Raw genomic sequence first — 17,624 nt, 5'->3', positions numbered from 1 at the left:
CATCTCAACAGCAACACTTCTACTGACATAGCAATAATATTCCCTTAAATAAGAGCGAGCTAATAAGATCTATACATGGCAGGCTATGAAAAGTATCAGGCTTTTTTAACAAACTCAGATTTGAGTTTCATGGCGCCAATACCATCAATTTTACAATCGATATCATGATCACCACCGACCAAACGGATATTTTTTACTTTGGTACCTACCTTCACCACAGCCGAAGATCCTTTTACTTTCAGATCTTTAATCACCGTAACCGTGTCACCATCCTCCAAGACATTACCGTTTGAATCACGAATAACATCATCATCAGCCGCTGTACTATTCTCACCTTCCTGCCACTCATGCGCACACTCAGGACAGACAAACATATCTTGATCTTGATAGGTGTATTCAGAACCACAGGCAGGACAATTCGGCAGATCGCTCATTTCAATTCCAGATAAACAAAAGGGTTATTCTAACCGATATACGTGTTAAAACCTGTTTTATCTGCATAAAAAAGGCCCCTTTCGGAGCCTTTTTAATTCTAAGAAATGCTGATTAGAAGTGGTAACGAACATTCCCTGTAATATTACGACGCTGTGCATAACCACAATCTTGTCCAGCCCCTCGACACCATGCTGTATAGACTTCGTCAGTCACATTCTGGGCATTAACTGTAAAGTCCCAATTTTGGTAAGAATATCCAAGCATCGCATCGACCAAAATCTCTGATGGAATATAGGGTGCGCCACCTGAGCCAGTTCTACTACCCAGATAGCGAACACCGGCACCTAAACGCCAATTAGTGCCAATGTAGAATTTATTCCACCACGAAGCATTCCGTTCTGCTACAGAGCCAAGACGTTTACCGTTCGCGTCATCAGCGTGGAGCTGCGTGTAGGCTAACTGCGTTTCGAAATTATCCCAGCGTTTATTGGCCTGAATTTCCCAACCATCAACTGTAGCACCCGTTTGCGAAACGCCCCCCGGTGTTGAACCCTGCTCTACACGATTTTGTTGGGTAATATCAAAGTAAGCTGCTGTGATAGCTAAACTACGATCATCAGATAAATATTTGACACCGTACTCGCGTTGCACACCTGTCGTTGGCTCTAGTGTGCCACCAGCCCCATCTGTGCCCAAGTTCATGACAAAGGCTTCGGTGTAACTGGCATATGGTGAAATACCATTATCAAAACGGTACATTAATCCAATCCTTCCAGTATTCACTTTCTCATTACTTTCTGTATCTGGACCAGTTTCTGCGAGAGAGATATTTTTTGCCCAATCATGACGTAATGCAGCAGAGATAACTACGGGACCAATTTCCATTGAGTCGGCGACATAAACCCCTGTTTGTTCAATACGATTATCATCGGGGTTTGAGTATGAAATAACACCACTTTGTAAGTTACCGTATTGAGGATTATAGACATTAATGGTGCCGCCTAAGCCAGTACCGTAAAAGTAGTTATCTTCTTCGTAGGTAGCCTCTTGACGATCAACACCAACTACGAAGGTATGATTTGTCATACCTACATCAAACATACCTTCCAATCTGGCATCAAAATTAAGTGCTCGTACTTCTTTATCTACGGTGTAAATAGTACGATTTACCGTGCCATCAGCGGCTGGTATAGATGGAATATCAACCCAATGTTCGCGCGTCCAGCTTTGTGATTCTAAATAACGAGCAACCGCAGAAAATTTCCAGCTATCATTAAAGCGATGGTCAAACATCGTGGTGAATGATGTCATCTCGGTATCGTATCGGTCCCACCCCGGCTCACCAACAAAGGTATCAGTATCGATATGACCTAATGGGCCATCGTATAAAGTACCGACAGAAGGTAAAAACTGAGTAGACACCACACTATCTGTTTTCTGTCTGGTAAATAACACCGATAAATTTGTATCGTCACTAATCCGCCAGGTCAGAGAAGGCATAATCAAAAAGCTATCGTCATTCACATGATCAACCTGTGTGTCACTATCGCGGGTAACCCCTACGAATCGATATAGAAGTTGACCATCCTCATCCACAGGGCCAGTTACATCAACACCCAATTGTTTACGATTATGCGAACCATATTGAGCCCAAACTTCGCCTTGCTGCTCAGCTTTAGGCATCTTTGAGTTCATATTCACAATACCGCCCAAGTCACCTTGGCCATACAGTGTTGCTGATGGCCCTTTTAATACTTCTATATTTTCAAGTGTATAAGGGTGGATTCGCACCGTATTGTAGTAACCATAGTTATACCGTAAGCCATCAACATAGGATGAAGGATCTAAGCCACGAACTTTTGCTGAATCAATACGCGTATCGAAACTCCCCCCCACATAAATACCAGAGGTATAGCCTAATGCATCTTGTATGGAATTTGCCCCAAGATCTTCCATAAAGTCATCTGAAATGGTGGCAATAGAAAAAGGCGTGTTTTCTGCTGAGACACTCATTTTCCCCACTTGTGGTTCCTTTTCCAGATCAATATAACCATTACTTTCTTTATATTGATTAGATGTCACTTCCACTCGCGGAAGATCCACGCTGTCATCTGCATGAACAGGCAAGCTTGCCAAAATCAGACTGCTTAACAATAGGAGAGATGAGCCTGGCCGAATAGCCTGACTATTTGCTTGATTCATTTTATGCCCCGTAAACTAAATAACAATGATTATTATTTGTAATAATTTACGGAAATTAGCGTTTTATGTCAAAACAAAACTCAGGAATGACGACGTTAAAAAAGGCGAGTAAGCGCTGTTAAATCATCCAACCTTCATATTCCTAAGCCATCGCCTCAGTTAAGGTGTTATAAAAACTCATATTTTTCTGATACTGCTCAAAAGACATCATATTGTGGTTGTATTGATACTCCACACTTTCAATAATCTCTGAAACCGCCGCACCATACTCATAGTCTGCACTTGCATAAGGATTAACCCAGTTAGGATCACCAGGTTCACGACCGATATTGGCTAAGCCAACCGCAAGAATCATATGCGTTGGAATGTCCATTACCGACCGCCCTTCGGATGCTTTTTCCCAAGCCGCTTTAAACGAAGCGGGAGCATTTTCAGGAGGGAACGTAAACATATGACCTTCACCAATGGTGGTGAGTCCATCATTATTTAAATCGTGGGTATGGCCTGGAGCATTCAATAGATTAGCTGCGCCTTCGTCAGATAACACCGAAATGTTAATGGACCCAGCCAAGCTATGAGCTTGTCTGACCACATCAAGCTCTTCAGCAGACAAGCTCCTCAATGCGGCTTTGGGATCATGAATTTCTTGTACTTTTTGTAAGATATTCTGAAAAGTTGTCACAGCTTCATCAGACATGCTGCGTTGGTGCATTAAAGCCACCGATTTGTCTGACAAGGCGGTAATATTTGCCGTTAGGTCACGTGCTGATTGGCTGGAAATCGTCATCTTATGTCCTCATCCTGAAGTTCAATGATGACGTAGCAATCTCAATGCCAAGACATTAGTGCTGAACAGGACTCGACGCCACCTCGATAGCATCCAGATGGTGTAGTACAAGATTCGGATTGTAGCCACGCACCACGTGTTTATTGACGACTAATAAAGGTACGCCACCACCGCCTAGAGCATCAAAATTACGTTTTGCCTGAGCTGACTTTTCAATATCCAGATCATCATAAGCGATATTTCTTCGCTCCATAAATGCCCGCATTTTTGCACAGTAGCCACACCATTGCGTGGAATACATCGTGACGTAGGTGGCAGGTAAATAAGCATAATCTTTCGGTGGATAAAAGAAGTCTTTCACGGTATGCCACTGCTGCACCAGCACAAACACTGCTACAAATAACAGAAACTTCTTCATTTTCCAGCCTGATTATTCATTGGATAACCGGAACTTTCGCCTGCCAGCTTGCCGGTAAATGTCTCACAAGCTGATAACGTGCTTTGTGCCAAAAACCGGACAGCAGCAGTAAGGAAAACCCAATAAATACGCCGACATACGCAAAGCTGTCACCCGCCAGTCCATAGGTATCTAATAACTTGGTTAGGGCCACCAGCACATAGACCAAGGCAGAGACCATAAAGGCACGACGATCAATGACTAATGAGACCAAGGTCAGCAGCAGATATAAGCCCATAATCAAAGCTAAGCTTGCACTACTGTGTTGACCATCAAAAATACCCAGCGTGGAAAAGATCGGATGCACAATCAAAGGCGCTGCAGTTAAATGTAACCAGAAGGCCACGTCAGACTTGCCTGTTACACGTTTTAGATCGGCGGCGTCCCAACGCATCGCGACAATAAACACCACCAGACCGCCACCAAACATTAGCCAACTTAAATAACTTTTTAATGAAGGGAATAGTGAGACCAGTAGTGACACGATAAAAACCACGGCTGAGGCTGTGCCAGCAGCCACAGTGATCGGCACTTTAAAGCGCTTCCAATGACACCATGCCGCAACAGCAGCTACTGAACCTGCCAGCATAAAGCCATTTTCAGATGGCCAACCGATGGTGAGCATCACAGCAGCAAATATACTGCCGACAAAACTCACCAGTAAGAAGATGCCGGGCAAAGCCATTTTTCTTTTTAACACAAAAAACTCGGCCAGTCCCCATGAAAGTCCAGCAACTACAAGCGCTGCTAATGCAGGACTTGCAGCCTGTAGTACCCATCCTGTCGATAGCAGTAATAAAGCACAAGCCATCAACACAAAGATATCATTAAAACTTGAGACCAGTTTGAAGTCTTCTTCGTCAGCAAAATGCGTATTGTGTCTTTGCAACCTGTCTATACGAAATTGCTCTACAGCTGAAGCAGTGAAGATGCCTTTTTCTACCGCCTGCTGTAAATCATCATCTGTATACATTTTTTTCCTTTAACTTGGATTAGCTTCGTTAAGCTGACAATACACTTTCAGTTTATTTCCCAGACGATTGCTCATCATGGGCTTGCTGGGCCTCAATCACTCTCTCAATATTGTTTTCAGACCAATGCGTTATATTCTCTAATAAGGTGATGAGGGTACGCCCAAGTGGTGTCAAAGAATATTCAACTTTGGGGGGCACTGTTGGATACACCTGACGCTGAATCACGCCGTCTCGCTCCAGTCCGCGTAATGTCTGTGTCAACATTTTCTGTGAGATACCATCAAGCTCGCGTTGTAACTGACTAAAACGTTTTGTCTCTTTTGCCAAGGCACCAACAGTAAGAACGGTCCATTTATCAGCAATGCGATCCAGCACTAAACGTGTCGGACAATTTTTATTGTAAACATCCCATGTCATCATTTTCTTAGCTTACTCATCATCAGCTCATGTCCCCCGAGATAATCATTTGGCGTTATAACCAGCCTTTACGTTTGAAATAAAAGTAAGGTGCCATGCCAGCAGCGACCATCAGGCCGATGGCCATAGGGTAGCCGAACTCCCAGTCCAGCTCTGGCATGACATGAAAGTTCATACCATAAATACTCGCCACCAATGTGGGTGGTAAAAACACGACGGCGGCAATCGAGAAGGTTTTAATGATCTGGGCTTGTTGAATATTGATAAAGCCCTGAGTCGAATCCATCAGGAAGTTAATTTTATCGAACAGGAACGTGGTATGAGACATCAACGTTTCCAGATCTCGCAGGATCTCATATAAAGTTTCACGTGACTCAGTCGCCTCACGTAGATTTCTGAGCAGAAAGGAAATATCACGCTGCGTATCCATCAAACACAGACGAATCTTTCCGTTACTGTCTTCCAGCCTGGCCAACTGGCTGATGCAATCTTCCAAATCAGCCGCTTCATCTTCCAAAACTAAATGGCTGACTCGTTCCAGTTCACGATGGATATCTTCCAGATTATCCGCATGGTTTTCGACCTTTTGTTCCATCAAGGTGATGAGTAACTCACGTGGTGTTTTGCAGCTGATTTGCCCACGACGGGCACGCATACGCAGCAAACGGAAGTCACTCAACTCACCATCACGAATCGCCACCAAGCGATCTTCTTGCAAGATAAAAGCGACAGAAACAGTATGATGTCGACCTTCTGAATAACCAAGGAATAAGGAATGCACATGCAAACCGTCCTGATCCGTAAAACAGCGTGCTGACGCTTCGATTTCTTCGACATCATCCACATCAGGCACTTCATCACTAAACAAGGTACCCAGTAACGCCCGTTCGTCATCATCTGGTTCAAGCGCATCAATCCAATCAGCCTCTCGCAATTGCGCGGCAGAAATCTCTCCCTCAACCGGAATTTCTTTGATTAGACCTTTTGCGATTTTGTACAGACGAAGCATGCGAACTCCTCTTTGCTAGTGTAACTGGCGGGTGAGCTTGGCATTGTATCGTAACGAATGCTTCATGCCGATGACTAATCCATCTATCGCAGTTTAAATAACTCCTGATGAAACTGATCAGGGTGTAATCCATGCTGAATGAAGTCCTTGCGTAAGGCTTCACCAAAAGCTGATGGCCCACAAAACCAGATACTGGCCTCTTGCCAGTCTGGAACAGCTGCACGAATTCGTTCTGCATCGAGGTGGCCATCTTCATCATCCACCATTAAGTGTAGCGTGACGTTTGAGGCTTCTACATCAGCGGATAACTTTTGTCTGACGACATCATTAATCTGTGACGTGGGATGAAAAAAGTCGATGATTTTACCATCCCTCTCATCCGCTAAACGTTTCATGCGAGCAATAAATGGCGTGACGCCGATTCCCGCACCAATCCAGATCTGTCTTGGCTTATCATCCGTAAAGTTAAACTCACCATAGGGTCCTTCCATCATGACCGGCATACTCACTGACAAACGTTGCTTTAATCGTGCCGTATGATCACCCAGCTCTTTAATCACAAAACGAATCAAACGCGTGTCCGGATTCCAGGCTGAAGCGATAGTGTAGGGATGAGCACCTTCTTTTTTATCTGACATCGCAAAAGCAAACTGTCCGGCATTATGCCCAGGCCAGCCTTTATCCATTTTTACCGTTACTTCCATCACTCGCATATCCGAGTGATATTCCAGCTCAGTAATATGGCCCCTTATTTTACGCTTAGCACCCACTCGCCCCATCAACACCAAGACTGCAGAGATAGTCCCACCTAGGAGTAATACGGCCATCAACCAACCTATAGACTGAGACCAATATTCGAATCGCAGTAATATCACTGCATGAAAAACAAATAGCAGATAAGTAATCGCTAATAAATTATGCGTCTTAGCAAATAAGCGATAAGGAAAACGTTTAATTAAAGCCAGCACAATCAACAAAGCAGCAACATAAAAAGCCCACTCACCAATAGTCTCAGCTAAGCCACGCTGTGAACGAAATAAGCCTTCCCAGAAACCTAACTCTGGCTGCGCGCCTCTGGGGCCACGCTCAGGTTTAACTAGCCAACCCCAGCCCACCATCCATTTCGTGCCTTTTGCAAACCACCAATGTGATACCGCAAATACCAGCGCACTGATACCCAGCCATTTATGCAAACGGTACATCTTGTCCAGACCATGAAAAAAAGGCTCAACAATCTTTGGTCTCAATGCCAACAACATCGCGATACTCATTACGGCTATGGCGATGACACCACTGTATTGAACAAATACAGCCCTAAACGAAAAGTAAGTAAACGGAGCTGGCCATAAATTATCGGCCATCAACCACAACGCAGTGGGCAATAACAGTGCTGTGAGAAAGGCATATTTAATCTTTTTCATGAGTCTCTGATGAAGTGATGGAATTCTTACGGCTAATTTAACCCAACAAAAGTTAAGGCAACGTTAACGTCATAATCAGATCTGCATGGTCTGACTAGTTTGATTACAATGACAACAAACGCACATCAAAAACAGCGTGTTTTTAGCACATACAAAACAGGATCAGCATATGAAAGGCAGCCCAAAAGTTATTGAACTTCTCAATACATTACTCGCAGGCGAACTGACCGCTATGGATCAATACTTCATTCACTCACGTATGTATGAAGACTGGGGACTGACTCGCCTCTATAATCGCATCGCTCACGAAATGCAGGACGAAACCGAACACGCCGACCAAATGATCAAACGCATTTTGTTTCTGGAAGGCATGCCCGACCTGACACACCGCGAACCACTTCATGTTGGTCACACCGTCAAAGAGATGCTACAAAATGACCTCGACTTGGAATACGCCGTCGTCAAAAACCTGCGTGATGGAATTGCTCTTTGCGAAGCCGAAAAAGACTATGAAACCCGTAAAATGCTCAAACAACAGCTGGAAGATACCGAGCTGGATCACACCCACTGGTTAGAACAACAGCTTGGCCTGATTGACAAAATGGGACTGGAAAATTATCTGCAAGCCATGACATTGGCCGAAGCGGAGTAGTTCTCGTTAGGCTGGATACGCTCTCCAAGCTCGTCAATTTCGCCTTGATGGTGAGTTAGGGAAATGTTTGCCCATTTCCCTAACAACCCTAGGGCACCCCACCGTGCTGGCCTGCGGCTCCACTGCGTTGCTCGCTTTATCTGGTGATTAGTCAAAACTCCCTTCGGTCAGACACTGACCAATCATGATCCAGATAAACCTCCGCTACTCGTCAGCACAAACGGGGGATTTGAAAATAACCTTTTGCAGAAAGAATTTAACCGCCTTTTGCGCTGCCGAGCATCGCAAATTAATTTGGATAAAACACAATGAGTGTCTGAGCGTAGCGAGTTTTCATTGTGTTCCAAATTGATTGAGAAGCACAGGGAACCCGCAGGGCAAGCTTGGGCTGGCCTTTTTTGGTTCGTTTTTTGGCCAAGCAAAAAATGAACGCCCCAGCGGCAGTGCCTGATGTGAAAAAGTAAATCATCTATAGGATTTCACCCCTAGCCCCAAGCAAATGCTTGAAAACGACACCTCCCCCCCCATTTAATCCTCAACCAACTGCAACAAGCAGTTTCCACTAACACCATTAAATAGCGGCCAAAAAGCTAAACGAAGAAACCATGAGCAAACAAGAACTCTTATACCGCATCGAATTCATCCAAGCTGGCCAACGTTACGAACTGTACGCCCGCGAACTCAGCCAGGGCGGCTTATTTGGTTTTATCGAAATTGGTGATTTTGTCTGGGATACTCACACCTCAGTAGTACTAGACCCCAGCCACGAAAAACTGAAAGACGAATTTGCTGATGTGACACGCACCTACATTCCGATGCATGCGGTGCTGAGAATTGATTCGGTGACTAAAAAAGGCTTAGCCAAGATCACCGAATTTGATGGCAAAGTTACACACTTCCCAAGCCCGATTTATACGCCAAGCAATAAATAAAGTTGCTTAAAAAAGTAGGTTGGGTTGAGCTTGTTAACCCCAACAAACATAACCTCAATCTTGTACCTTGAGTTTAGTGCCTCTCCCCAACCTACCCGAGTCATTATTTCGCCTTAATGGCGAGTCAGGGGAATGCGTGCCCATTTCCCTAACAACCCTAAGGCACCCCACAGTGCTGGCCTGCGGCTCCACTCGTCATAACATTGATTCAGGCAGTCGGCTAAAACTCGCTACGCTCACAAATTTGTCTGGAACAAATTTGGACGCCGGAGGCGCCCAAAGGGTGAGTGGCATGAATGCCACGAATCAAACACTAACCAGCCGTTATCCATACAAAGCTGCGCTACTCGTCAGCACAAACGGGGGATTTGAAAAGCTCCCACTCTTCCCGTCTATTGCCATCAAACAAGCTTAATTTTTGGATCAAAGGCAATTTCGGGTGCCCTTTTGTTTGGTTCATTTATTTTGGGCATGCAAAATAAATGAACGCCCAGCGGTAGCGTATGAAAGAAAGTAAATCATCATCAATACTCGAAGGCTTATCTTAGATAATGTCATTAATTTCGCCTTAATGGCGAGTCAGGGAAATGCGTGCCCATTTCCCTAACAACCCTAGGGCACCCCACCGCGCTGGCCTACGGCTCCACTGCGTTGCTCAATTTGTCTGGCGTCTGGTTAAAACTCGCTAACGCTCAAACACTAACCAGCCGTTATCCAGACAAACCTGCGCTACTCGTCAGCACAGACGGGGGACTAAAAAGCACCTCTCCGTGCATAAAAAAGTGCCTTTATTTCAACGGTAAATAAATATCGGTAATCAATTCATGCTCATCCACTTCTGGAAACATATTGATATAGTGAAAGAAAACAGGGAAATCACGTAGCTCTTCATCTGTTTCCGGTAACCACTGACCGTAAAGATAATAAATCGGTGTATCAATATCATCCCGTGAGCCAAAATGTCTTACTTTGGCACATCGCCCAGCCGGAATTATTTTTGTTATTAGACCTTGTTCATTTTCTGGAATATCAGCCAGGACAGAACCACAAAGGTCAAACTCAAACTCATCAGCACTGACAACATTGGGATCGTTATATGGCACACCATACGTATCACTCGTCTTTACCGGTGATAAACCACTTTGCTTACGCCAATCAATAAATTTACTAATGGAATCATTCAGCACATTCGGTGAACCACGGTGTTCTAATACTGCTACTTTTGTTTCCACAAACTCCACAATTTCTACATTCATTATCATTGACCTCTCAATTCTTGTTAATTTAATCAGTTCATTCCAAATTTCCCACTTGGGCATTTGTTTGAATTGAGAAGGACTCTGCTGACAGTAATTTTTGAATGCACGCGAAAATGACTCTGGACTTTCAAAACCTGCTTGTAAGGCAATATCAATCACACGTAACTTAGGCTCAAACACTAACTGATAAGCTGCACGTTTCAACCGAGAAATCTGAATGTATCTAGCGACATTAATGCCGACAAAGTCAGCAAACTGACGGTGAAAGTGATACCTCGAAAAATGTGCAATCTGGCTCAGCGAATCGACGGATAAATCATCATAAAGGTGTGACTGAATATACTCACACACCTTCATCATTCTATTTTCATACTTGCTCATGATTTACCCATCCCCTCAATTCGAGAGACAGTATCGTTGTATTTAAGAAATGAAGCCTGACAGAAATTGCTCTTTTAATATTGCCATTATTTGGTCTTGATGACGAATCAGGGAAATGTGTGCCAATTTTAAATGTAGGTTGGGTTGAACCTGTGAAACCCAACAAATCCTGAGTCTTGATATATATTGGGTTTCGTTCCTCTACCCAACCTACCCAAGTCATTATTTCGCCTTGAAGGCGAGTCAGGGAAGTGCGTGCCCATTTCCCTAACAACCCTAGGGCACCCCACCGTGCTGGCCTGCGGCTCCACTCGTCATAACATTGATTCAGGTGGTCGGCTAAAACTCGCTGCGCTCACAAATTTGTCTGGAACAAATTTGGACGCCGGAGGCGCCCATAGGGGGAGTGGCATGGATGCCACGAATAAAACACTAGCCGCCCTCAGACCTGAATAAATGTCATTCCTCGTCAGCACAAACGTGGAAATAGGGATCGCTTTTCGTCCCGTCTATTGCCGCTAAAAATTCGCTGTATTTTATGGATTAAGTGGGCACGTGTTTGAGCGTAGCGAGTTGGTGTCCACGCCATAAAATACAGTGAATCTTTAGAGATAGGCAATATCGGGTGCCCTTTTGTTTGGTTCGTTTATTTTGGGCATGCAAAATAAATGAACGCCTCAGCGGCAGCGTATGAGGTAAGAATATAATTCCATATTGGACTTATTCGATCTTATCGCTCTTCTGTATGTTGTGCCTTGCACACAATAGCTGAATATTTTCAGCCTTCAGTGAGGTACCACCTTTGGAGTATGGAAGAATGTGATCAAAATGCAATTCATCAGTTGAGCCACACATGGTGCATTTACCACCATCTCGCTTCCATACTTCTAGCTTAACGTGGGTGGGAATGATTCTGCGATGTTTGGAGTCTTTAAACTCTGTGTCTACCGGAGCAGAACTGTCCTGGAGTTCTTCTATAGCTTCGAGACGAAACTTAAAGACCTCACGATTACCATCATCTTCTCTCCATGAATCTGTGAGATGAAATAATCCATTATATCCCCAGATTCCTTTTCGCAATTTTTCATAGACACGAATTAAATCAGGCGCTTTAGTGCCAGCCTTGAAAGCTTGTGCAGCTCTGTGAAATTTGCCATTCTCGGTCAAATTACCACTTGGCAGAAACTCTGGTTGATCGACTAGTTTTGGCATTGGCACTTCTGGTGTACGTGAATGGTCATGGCCTTCGTAAATCAAAACGGCACCATCATCCAAAACCGCATCTTGATAAGGAGCGTTAGTCTGGACAGACATAAGAAATACAGAGTGACCACCATGAATCCTAAAGTTCATTCCTCTTTGCAGTGAAGAGCCTTCCCGTCGACACATTTCAAAGTAAGAAATAATCTCATTTTCAGCAGCCATAAAATCCCTTCAAGCCATTTACTTTTTCTTCACCGGCCTCTGCCACCCACTAACCGTCTTCTGCTTAGACACCGTCAACGTTAACTCACCAGCCGGCGCGGTTTTGCGAATCGTAGACCCAGCCCCAATCGTCGCCCCATCCTCAATATTCACCGGAGCAACCAACTGCGTATCCGATCCAACAAACACCCGATCACCAATCACAGTACGATGTTTATTGGCTCCATCATAATTACAGGTAATCGTACCGGCACCAATATTCACATCGGCGCCCATATCGGTATCACCAATATAACTTAAATGATTGATTTTAGAACCTAATCCGATATTGGCATTTTTGACTTCAACGAAGTTACCGACTTTGGCTTTAGCCGCTAAACGGCTACCCGGACGTAAACGTGCATAAGGCCCAACGGAACAGTTAGCGCCCACTTCGGCATTTTCTATAATGCTATTAGGTAAGATTTCAGCACCTTCATGAATCACGCTATTGATGATGATGCAGTTGGCGCCGATCGTGACATCATTTGCCAATGTATTATTACCTTCAAAAATCACATTCACATCAACCGTAATGTCTTGTCCTACCGTCAGTTCACCACGAATATCGACACGAGCCGGATCACGCATGGTGACGCCTGCCATCATTAATTCAGTCGCTTTTTTCTGCTGGTAATAACTTTCCAGCTCAGCGATTTGGACACGGTTATTGACGCCTGCAACTTCCTGTTCATCCTCACAAGTAATCGAATCAATATCTATACCTTCTTCAACGGCTTTAGCAATCAGATCCGTCAGGTAATATTCGCCTTGGGCATTATTATTATCAAGTTGTGATAAGGCTGTGTTTAACCATTTAGCTGGAATACACATAATGCCGGTATTCACTTCGTTGATCTCACGGGTTTCTTCGTTAGCGTCTTTTTCTTCCGTGATCATCAGCATACGACCAGTGACATCACGCACGATGCGTCCATAGCCTGTTGGGTCATCCAATACCGTGGTCAGTACTTTGAGTGTGCTGGCATCACCTTCATGAATCAGTGCCTCAAGGGTTGCGTTTTCAATTAGCGGTACATCACCGTATAGCACTAATACTTGGTCACTATCCTGATAAAAAGCTTTAGCCTGTTCAACAGCATGGCCTGTCCCTTTTTGCTCTAACTGCATGGCCGTATCGATACCTTGCTGTTCAAGATAAGGCATGACCTCATCTGCACCACTGCCACACACAACGGCTAGTTGACTGGGATTGAGTTGTTTAGCGGTATCAATCACGTGTTGCAGTAAAGGTTTGTTGGCCAATGTGTGCATGACTTTGGGTTTTGCTGATTTCATGCGTGTGCCTTTACCGGCAGCGAGGATGATAATGCTCAGGCTCATAGGGTATTCCGTATTGGTAATAATGGGTTAAGTTTAGCAGACAATAGATAAAAAAAAGGCCGTCACGAGGACAGCCTTTTTTATTTTTTGCAGTGAAAGACTAGCGTCCTTTACTGTTCGATCTTAGTCGCTCGATTGCACGCAGTTGCGCCATTGCTTCAGCCAGTTCTTTCTGAGCTTCTGCAAAGTCACGTTTCGCTGAGCCATCGTTGATTGCTTTTTCTGCATCCGCTTTCGCTTGTAATGCAGCCGCTTCATCAACGTCAGCCGCACGTAATGCCGAGTCAGCCAACACAGTAACAACGTGTGGTTGAACTTCCAGCATGCCGCCAGAAACGTAGTACTGCTCTTCTTCGCCGTTCTCTTTCAAGACACGAACTTCACCTGGTTTAAGGCGAGTCAGCATAGGAGTGTGACGTGGGTAGATACCCACTTCACCCAACACAGCTGATGCAAAGACAGCTTGTGCCAGACCTGAAAAGATCTGATTCTCTGCGCTTACGATATCAACATGGATAGTCATAGCCATGTTTACCTCCCAGGGGATTAGTACTTCTTAGCTTTCTCGACAGCTTCTTCGATGCTACCTACCATGTAGAACGCTTGTTCTGGTAGTGAATCGTAGTCGCCATTCAGAATGCCTTGGAAGCCAGCAATCGTGTCTTTCAGAGAGACGTATTTACCAGGTGCACCAGTAAAGACTTCTGCTACGAAGAACGGTTGTGACAAGAAACGCTGAATCTTACGAGCACGAGATACAGTCAGTTTGTCTTCTTCTGACAGTTCGTCCATACCCAAGATCGCGATAATGTCTTTCAGTTCTTTATAACGTTGCAATGTACCTTGAACGCCACGTGCCACTTCATAGTGCTCGTTACCAACCACTAATGGATCAAGCTGACGTGAAGTTGAATCTAACGGGTCAATCGCTGGGTAGATACCTAATTCAGCAATTGAACGTGATAATACAACTGTCGCGTCTAAGTGAGCGAAAGTGGTAGCTGGTGATGGGTCAGTCAAGTCATCCGCAGGTACGTATACCGCTTGGATAGAGGTGATAGAACCTGTCTTAGTTGACGTGATACGTTCTTGCAGAACACCCATTTCTTCAGCCAGTGTCGGTTGGTAACCTACCGCAGAAGGCATACGACCTAACAGAGCTGATACTTCAGTACCGGCCAGTGTGTAACGGTAGATGTTATCAACGAAGAACAGTACGTCACGACCTTCGTCACGGAAGTATTCCGCCATGGTCAGACCAGTCAACGCAACACGTAGACGGTTACCAGGTGGCTCATTCATCTGACCATATACCAGTGATACTTTGTCGATAACGTTTGAATCTGTCATTTCATGATAGAAGTCGTTACCTTCACGAGTACGTTCACCAACACCGGCGAATACTGAGTAACCGCTATGCTCGATCGCGATGTTACGAATCAGTTCCATCATGTTAACGGTTTTACCTACACCAGCACCACCGAACAGACCAACTTTACCACCTTTCGCGAATGGGCAAACCAGGTCGATAACTTTGATACCTGTTTCAAGTAATTCATTACTTGCTGCTAATTCGTCAAAAGTCGGTGCAGAACGATGGATACCCCAACGTGCTTCTTCACCGATGTCGCCTTTTTCGTCAATAGGGTTACCTAAGACGTCCATGATACGACCTAATGTTTGTTTACCAACCGGTACGCTAATCGCTTTACCTGTGTTAGAAACTGCTAAGTCACGCTTCAGACCATCAGTTGTACCCATGGCAATCGCGCGAACAACACCGTCACCTAATTGTTGTTGAACTTCCAGCGTTAAGCCAGCTTCATCAACCATGAGGGCGTCATATACTTTAGGCAGGCTGTCACGTGGGAATTCCACGTCGACGACCGCGCCGATAATTTGAACAATCTTTCCAGAGCTCATCTCGCTTCCTCTTAATATCTTCTATATCAGTTATACCGCAGCGGCACCTGCAACAATCTCGGAGATCTCTTGCGTAATCGCAGCTTGTCGAGCTTTGTTGTAAACCAATTGCAAGTCATCAATAAGATCACCTGCATTGTCGCTCGCATTTTTCATTGCGATCATTCGAGATGCTTGCTCGCAGGCAATATTCTCGACAACACCTTGGTAAACTAATGATTCGATGTAACGAACGAGCAGGTCGTCAAGTACATCTTTTGCATCAGGTTCGTAAATGTAATCCCAGTGATGGGAAAGCTCTTCGCTCGGCTTCTCAGGCTTGGCCGGTAACAACCGTACAATTTTGTTGTCTTGAGTCATGGTGTTCACGAACTCGTTATAAACAAAATATAGGCTGTCAATCTGACCTTCGTTGTAAGCATCCAGCATAACCTTAACAGTACCAATCAGTTCATGCGCTTGTGGCGCATCACCTAATTGCACTTTCTGACTGACAAGGTTGACGGGCAGTCGTTTAAAGAAAGTAGACGCTTTCTGGCCGATAGCACAGACATCTACTTCCAAACCTGCATCCAATTTTGTTTTGATATCTTTCAAAACGGATTTAAACAGGTTGTTATTCAGACCGCCACAAAGTCCGCGATCAGACGAGACCACAATGTAGCCAACACGTTTGCTTTCTTCACGATCTTGTAAGTACGGATGTTTGTACTCTGGATGTGCAAAAGCTAAATGCTGAATAACGTTGTAAATCTTGTCTGAATAAGGACGTGTCGCTGCCATGCGATCTTGAGCCTTACGCATTTTACTCGCTGCAACCATCTCCATAGCAGAAGTAATTTTCTGCGTATTTTTGATGCTGCCAATTTGAGTCCGTATCTCTTTACCGCTAGCCATGACTTATGCTCCGATTACCAGCTACCAGTTTTTTTAAAGCTCTCAATTGCAGTTTTCATTTGCGCTGCAATGTCGTCATTAAAGTTACCGGTTTCGTTAATAGTTGCCATCAAGTCAGCTTGGTTTGAATGCATATTCGCTAATAAAGCGGCTTCAAAGTCGCCCACTTTATTGACTTCAACATCATCCAGGAAACCTTCGTTAGCTGCGAACAGCGATACCGCCATTTCAGCCACTGACAGAGGTTGATATTGTTTCTGTTTCATCAGTTCAGTAACACGTTGACCACGGTTAATCTGTGCACGTGTCGCTTCATCAAGGTCAGAAGCAAACTGAGCGAACGCTGCCAATTCACGATACTGAGCTAAGTCTAGACGAATACCACCGCCCAGTTTCTTGATGATTTTAGTCTGAGCCGCACCACCAACACGAGATACCGATAGACCCGCGTTAATCGCAGGACGGATACCTGAGTTGAATAAGTCAGTTTCTAGGAAGATCTGACCGTCAGTGATCGAAATTACGTTAGTCGGAACGAATGCAGAAACGTCACCCGCTTGTGTTTCGATGATTGGTAATGCGGTTAATGAACCTGTTTTACCAGTTACAGCACCGTTAGTTTCTTTTTCAACGTAGTCTGCGTTAACACGTGCAGCACGTTCTAACAGACGTGAGTGAAGGTAGAAAACGTCACCAGGGTATGCTTCACGACCAGGTGGACGACGTAACAACAGAGATACCTGACGGTAGGCCCATGCTTGTTTAGTTAAGTCATCATAGATGATCAGTGCATCTTCACCCTTATCACGGAAGTACTCACCCATCGAGCAACCTGCATAAGGAGCAATAAATTGCAGTGCAGCAGAATCTGATGCAGAAGCCGCAACGATGATGGTGTGATCTAATGCACCATGCTCTTCTAATTTACGAACAACGTTAGCAATAGAAGACGCTTTTTGACCAACAGCCACATAGATACATTTAACGCCTGTACCTTTTTGGTTGATGATGGTGTCTATAGCAATCGCTGTTTTACCCGTTTGACGGTCACCGATGATCAGCTCACGCTG

The 17,624-nt window shown here is 44.6% G+C and carries 18 protein-coding genes; 3 read left to right on the top strand and 15 right to left on the bottom strand.

Features of this window, described 5'->3' with window-relative positions:
- Positions 1-95 precede the first annotated feature (95 nt).
- The 8 genes from B3V56_RS04125 to B3V56_RS04090 form a co-directional block, all read right to left on the bottom strand.
- The gene (locus B3V56_RS04125; RefSeq protein ID WP_289283114.1) at positions 96-434 is read right to left on the bottom strand and encodes a zinc ribbon domain-containing protein YjdM; all 339 of its coding nucleotides are present in this window, start codon (positions 432-434) and stop codon (positions 96-98) included.
- A 112-nt stretch (positions 435-546) separates the two neighbouring features.
- Positions 547-2,637 (bottom strand): TonB-dependent siderophore receptor, encoded by a 2,091-nt coding sequence (locus B3V56_RS04120; RefSeq protein ID WP_289283988.1) that lies wholly within the window; start codon positions 2,635-2,637, stop codon positions 547-549.
- Between the two features lie 142 nt (positions 2,638-2,779).
- Entirely contained in the window at positions 2,780-3,424 is a 645-nt protein-coding gene (locus B3V56_RS04115; RefSeq protein ID WP_289282852.1) for a hypothetical protein, read from the bottom strand.
- Positions 3,425-3,479: 55 nt separating this feature from the next.
- Positions 3,480-3,842, bottom strand: coding sequence for a glutaredoxin family protein (locus tag B3V56_RS04110; RefSeq protein ID WP_286306043.1), 363 nt, complete (start codon positions 3,840-3,842; stop codon positions 3,480-3,482).
- 16 nt (positions 3,843-3,858) lie between these two features.
- Complete coding sequence (locus B3V56_RS04105; RefSeq protein ID WP_289282853.1) at positions 3,859-4,854, bottom strand: hypothetical protein; 996 nt, start codon at positions 4,852-4,854, stop codon at positions 3,859-3,861.
- A gap of 52 nt (positions 4,855-4,906) precedes the next feature.
- A complete protein-coding gene (locus tag B3V56_RS04100) occupies positions 4,907-5,275 on the bottom strand; it encodes a winged helix-turn-helix transcriptional regulator (protein WP_289282854.1) in 369 nt (122 codons plus the stop codon).
- Between the two features lie 52 nt (positions 5,276-5,327).
- Positions 5,328-6,281 (bottom strand): magnesium/cobalt transporter CorA, encoded by a 954-nt coding sequence (gene corA, locus B3V56_RS04095; RefSeq protein ID WP_289243529.1) that lies wholly within the window; start codon positions 6,279-6,281, stop codon positions 5,328-5,330.
- Positions 6,282-6,364: 83 nt separating this feature from the next.
- Positions 6,365-7,702, bottom strand: coding sequence for a ferredoxin reductase family protein (locus B3V56_RS04090; protein ID WP_289282855.1), 1,338 nt, complete (start codon positions 7,700-7,702; stop codon positions 6,365-6,367).
- A gap of 169 nt (positions 7,703-7,871) precedes the next feature.
- Here B3V56_RS04090 and bfr point away from each other — a divergent pair, with 169 nt between their 5' ends.
- The 3 genes from bfr (at position 7,872) to B3V56_RS04075 (ending at position 9,701) form a co-directional block, all read left to right on the top strand.
- A complete protein-coding gene (bfr, locus tag B3V56_RS04085; RefSeq protein WP_289243531.1) occupies positions 7,872-8,354 on the top strand; it encodes a bacterioferritin in 483 nt (160 codons plus the stop codon).
- A 605-nt stretch (positions 8,355-8,959) separates the two neighbouring features.
- Positions 8,960-9,286 carry a DUF1820 family protein gene (locus B3V56_RS04080; protein WP_289282856.1) on the top strand — a complete coding sequence of 109 codons (327 nt, stop codon included), beginning with the start codon at positions 8,960-8,962 and terminating at the stop codon, positions 9,284-9,286.
- A gap of 292 nt (positions 9,287-9,578) precedes the next feature.
- Entirely contained in the window at positions 9,579-9,701 is a 123-nt protein-coding gene (locus tag B3V56_RS04075; RefSeq protein WP_289282857.1) for a hypothetical protein, read from the top strand.
- Positions 9,702-10,074: 373 nt separating this feature from the next.
- Here the strand turns inward: B3V56_RS04075 and B3V56_RS04070 are convergent, their stop codons facing one another.
- The 7 genes from B3V56_RS04070 to atpA form a co-directional block, all read right to left on the bottom strand.
- Entirely contained in the window at positions 10,075-10,926 is an 852-nt protein-coding gene (locus tag B3V56_RS04070; protein ID WP_289282858.1) for an AraC family transcriptional regulator, read from the bottom strand.
- Positions 10,927-11,646: 720 nt separating this feature from the next.
- Positions 11,647-12,351, bottom strand: a complete 705-nt coding sequence (locus tag B3V56_RS04065; RefSeq protein WP_289282859.1) for an HNH endonuclease — start codon at positions 12,349-12,351, stop codon at positions 11,647-11,649.
- Between the two features lie 18 nt (positions 12,352-12,369).
- On the bottom strand, positions 12,370-13,734 hold the full coding sequence (gene glmU / locus B3V56_RS04060; protein WP_289282860.1) for a bifunctional UDP-N-acetylglucosamine diphosphorylase/glucosamine-1-phosphate N-acetyltransferase GlmU: 1,365 nt from the start codon (positions 13,732-13,734) through the stop codon (positions 12,370-12,372).
- Between the two features lie 100 nt (positions 13,735-13,834).
- Positions 13,835-14,263: a F0F1 ATP synthase subunit epsilon gene (locus B3V56_RS04055; RefSeq protein ID WP_286306031.1), complete on the bottom strand. Its 429-nt coding sequence runs from the start codon at positions 14,261-14,263 to the stop codon at positions 13,835-13,837.
- A gap of 17 nt (positions 14,264-14,280) precedes the next feature.
- Positions 14,281-15,657: a F0F1 ATP synthase subunit beta gene (gene atpD / locus B3V56_RS04050; RefSeq protein ID WP_286306030.1), complete on the bottom strand. Its 1,377-nt coding sequence runs from the start codon at positions 15,655-15,657 to the stop codon at positions 14,281-14,283.
- Between the two features lie 30 nt (positions 15,658-15,687).
- Complete coding sequence (gene atpG / locus B3V56_RS04045) at positions 15,688-16,554, bottom strand: F0F1 ATP synthase subunit gamma (protein WP_286306029.1); 867 nt, start codon at positions 16,552-16,554, stop codon at positions 15,688-15,690.
- 14 nt (positions 16,555-16,568) lie between these two features.
- The coding region (gene atpA / locus B3V56_RS04040; protein ID WP_289283987.1) for a F0F1 ATP synthase subunit alpha at positions 16,569-17,624 on the bottom strand (1,056 nt) is incomplete at its 5' end.

It is taken from the genome of Methylophaga sp. UBA2513 (genome assembly GCF_002341285.1).
Lineage (GTDB): Bacteria > Pseudomonadota > Gammaproteobacteria > Nitrosococcales > Methylophagaceae > Methylophaga > Methylophaga marina.
Note: the sequence above shows the minus strand (reverse complement) of the source record. Positions and strands in the feature narration are given on the sequence as shown.

Excerpts from the sequence above, each read along its gene's own strand:
- B3V56_RS04100 (WP_289282854.1), bottom strand. The coding sequence starts at position 5,275 with ATGATGACATGGGATGTTTACAATAAAAATTGTCCGACACGTTTAGTG.
- B3V56_RS04055 (WP_286306031.1), bottom strand. The coding sequence starts at position 14,263 with ATGGCTATGACTATCCATGTTGATATCGTAAGCGCAGAGAATCAGATC.
- B3V56_RS04090 (WP_289282855.1), bottom strand. The coding sequence starts at position 7,702 with ATGAAAAAGATTAAATATGCCTTTCTCACAGCACTGTTATTGCCCACT.
- B3V56_RS04065 (WP_289282859.1), bottom strand. The coding sequence starts at position 12,351 with ATGGCTGCTGAAAATGAGATTATTTCTTACTTTGAAATGTGTCGACGG.
- B3V56_RS04115 (WP_289282852.1), bottom strand. The coding sequence starts at position 3,424 with ATGACGATTTCCAGCCAATCAGCACGTGACCTAACGGCAAATATTACC.
- atpD (WP_286306030.1), bottom strand. The coding sequence starts at position 15,657 with ATGAGCTCTGGAAAGATTGTTCAAATTATCGGCGCGGTCGTCGACGTG.
- B3V56_RS04080 (WP_289282856.1), top strand. The coding sequence starts at position 8,960 with ATGAGCAAACAAGAACTCTTATACCGCATCGAATTCATCCAAGCTGGC.
- B3V56_RS04110 (WP_286306043.1), bottom strand. The coding sequence starts at position 3,842 with ATGAAGAAGTTTCTGTTATTTGTAGCAGTGTTTGTGCTGGTGCAGCAG.
- B3V56_RS04105 (WP_289282853.1), bottom strand. The coding sequence starts at position 4,854 with ATGTATACAGATGATGATTTACAGCAGGCGGTAGAAAAAGGCATCTTC.
- B3V56_RS04070 (WP_289282858.1), bottom strand. The coding sequence starts at position 10,926 with ATGAGCAAGTATGAAAATAGAATGATGAAGGTGTGTGAGTATATTCAG.
- B3V56_RS04120 (WP_289283988.1), bottom strand. The coding sequence starts at position 2,637 with ATGAATCAAGCAAATAGTCAGGCTATTCGGCCAGGCTCATCTCTCCTA.
- B3V56_RS04125 (WP_289283114.1), bottom strand. The coding sequence starts at position 434 with ATGAGCGATCTGCCGAATTGTCCTGCCTGTGGTTCTGAATACACCTAT.
- atpG (WP_286306029.1), bottom strand. The coding sequence starts at position 16,554 with ATGGCTAGCGGTAAAGAGATACGGACTCAAATTGGCAGCATCAAAAAT.
- corA (WP_289243529.1), bottom strand. The coding sequence starts at position 6,281 with ATGCTTCGTCTGTACAAAATCGCAAAAGGTCTAATCAAAGAAATTCCG.
- bfr (WP_289243531.1), top strand. The coding sequence starts at position 7,872 with ATGAAAGGCAGCCCAAAAGTTATTGAACTTCTCAATACATTACTCGCA.
- B3V56_RS04075 (WP_289282857.1), top strand. The coding sequence starts at position 9,579 with ATGAATGCCACGAATCAAACACTAACCAGCCGTTATCCATACAAAGCT.
- glmU (WP_289282860.1), bottom strand. The coding sequence starts at position 13,734 with ATGAGCCTGAGCATTATCATCCTCGCTGCCGGTAAAGGCACACGCATG.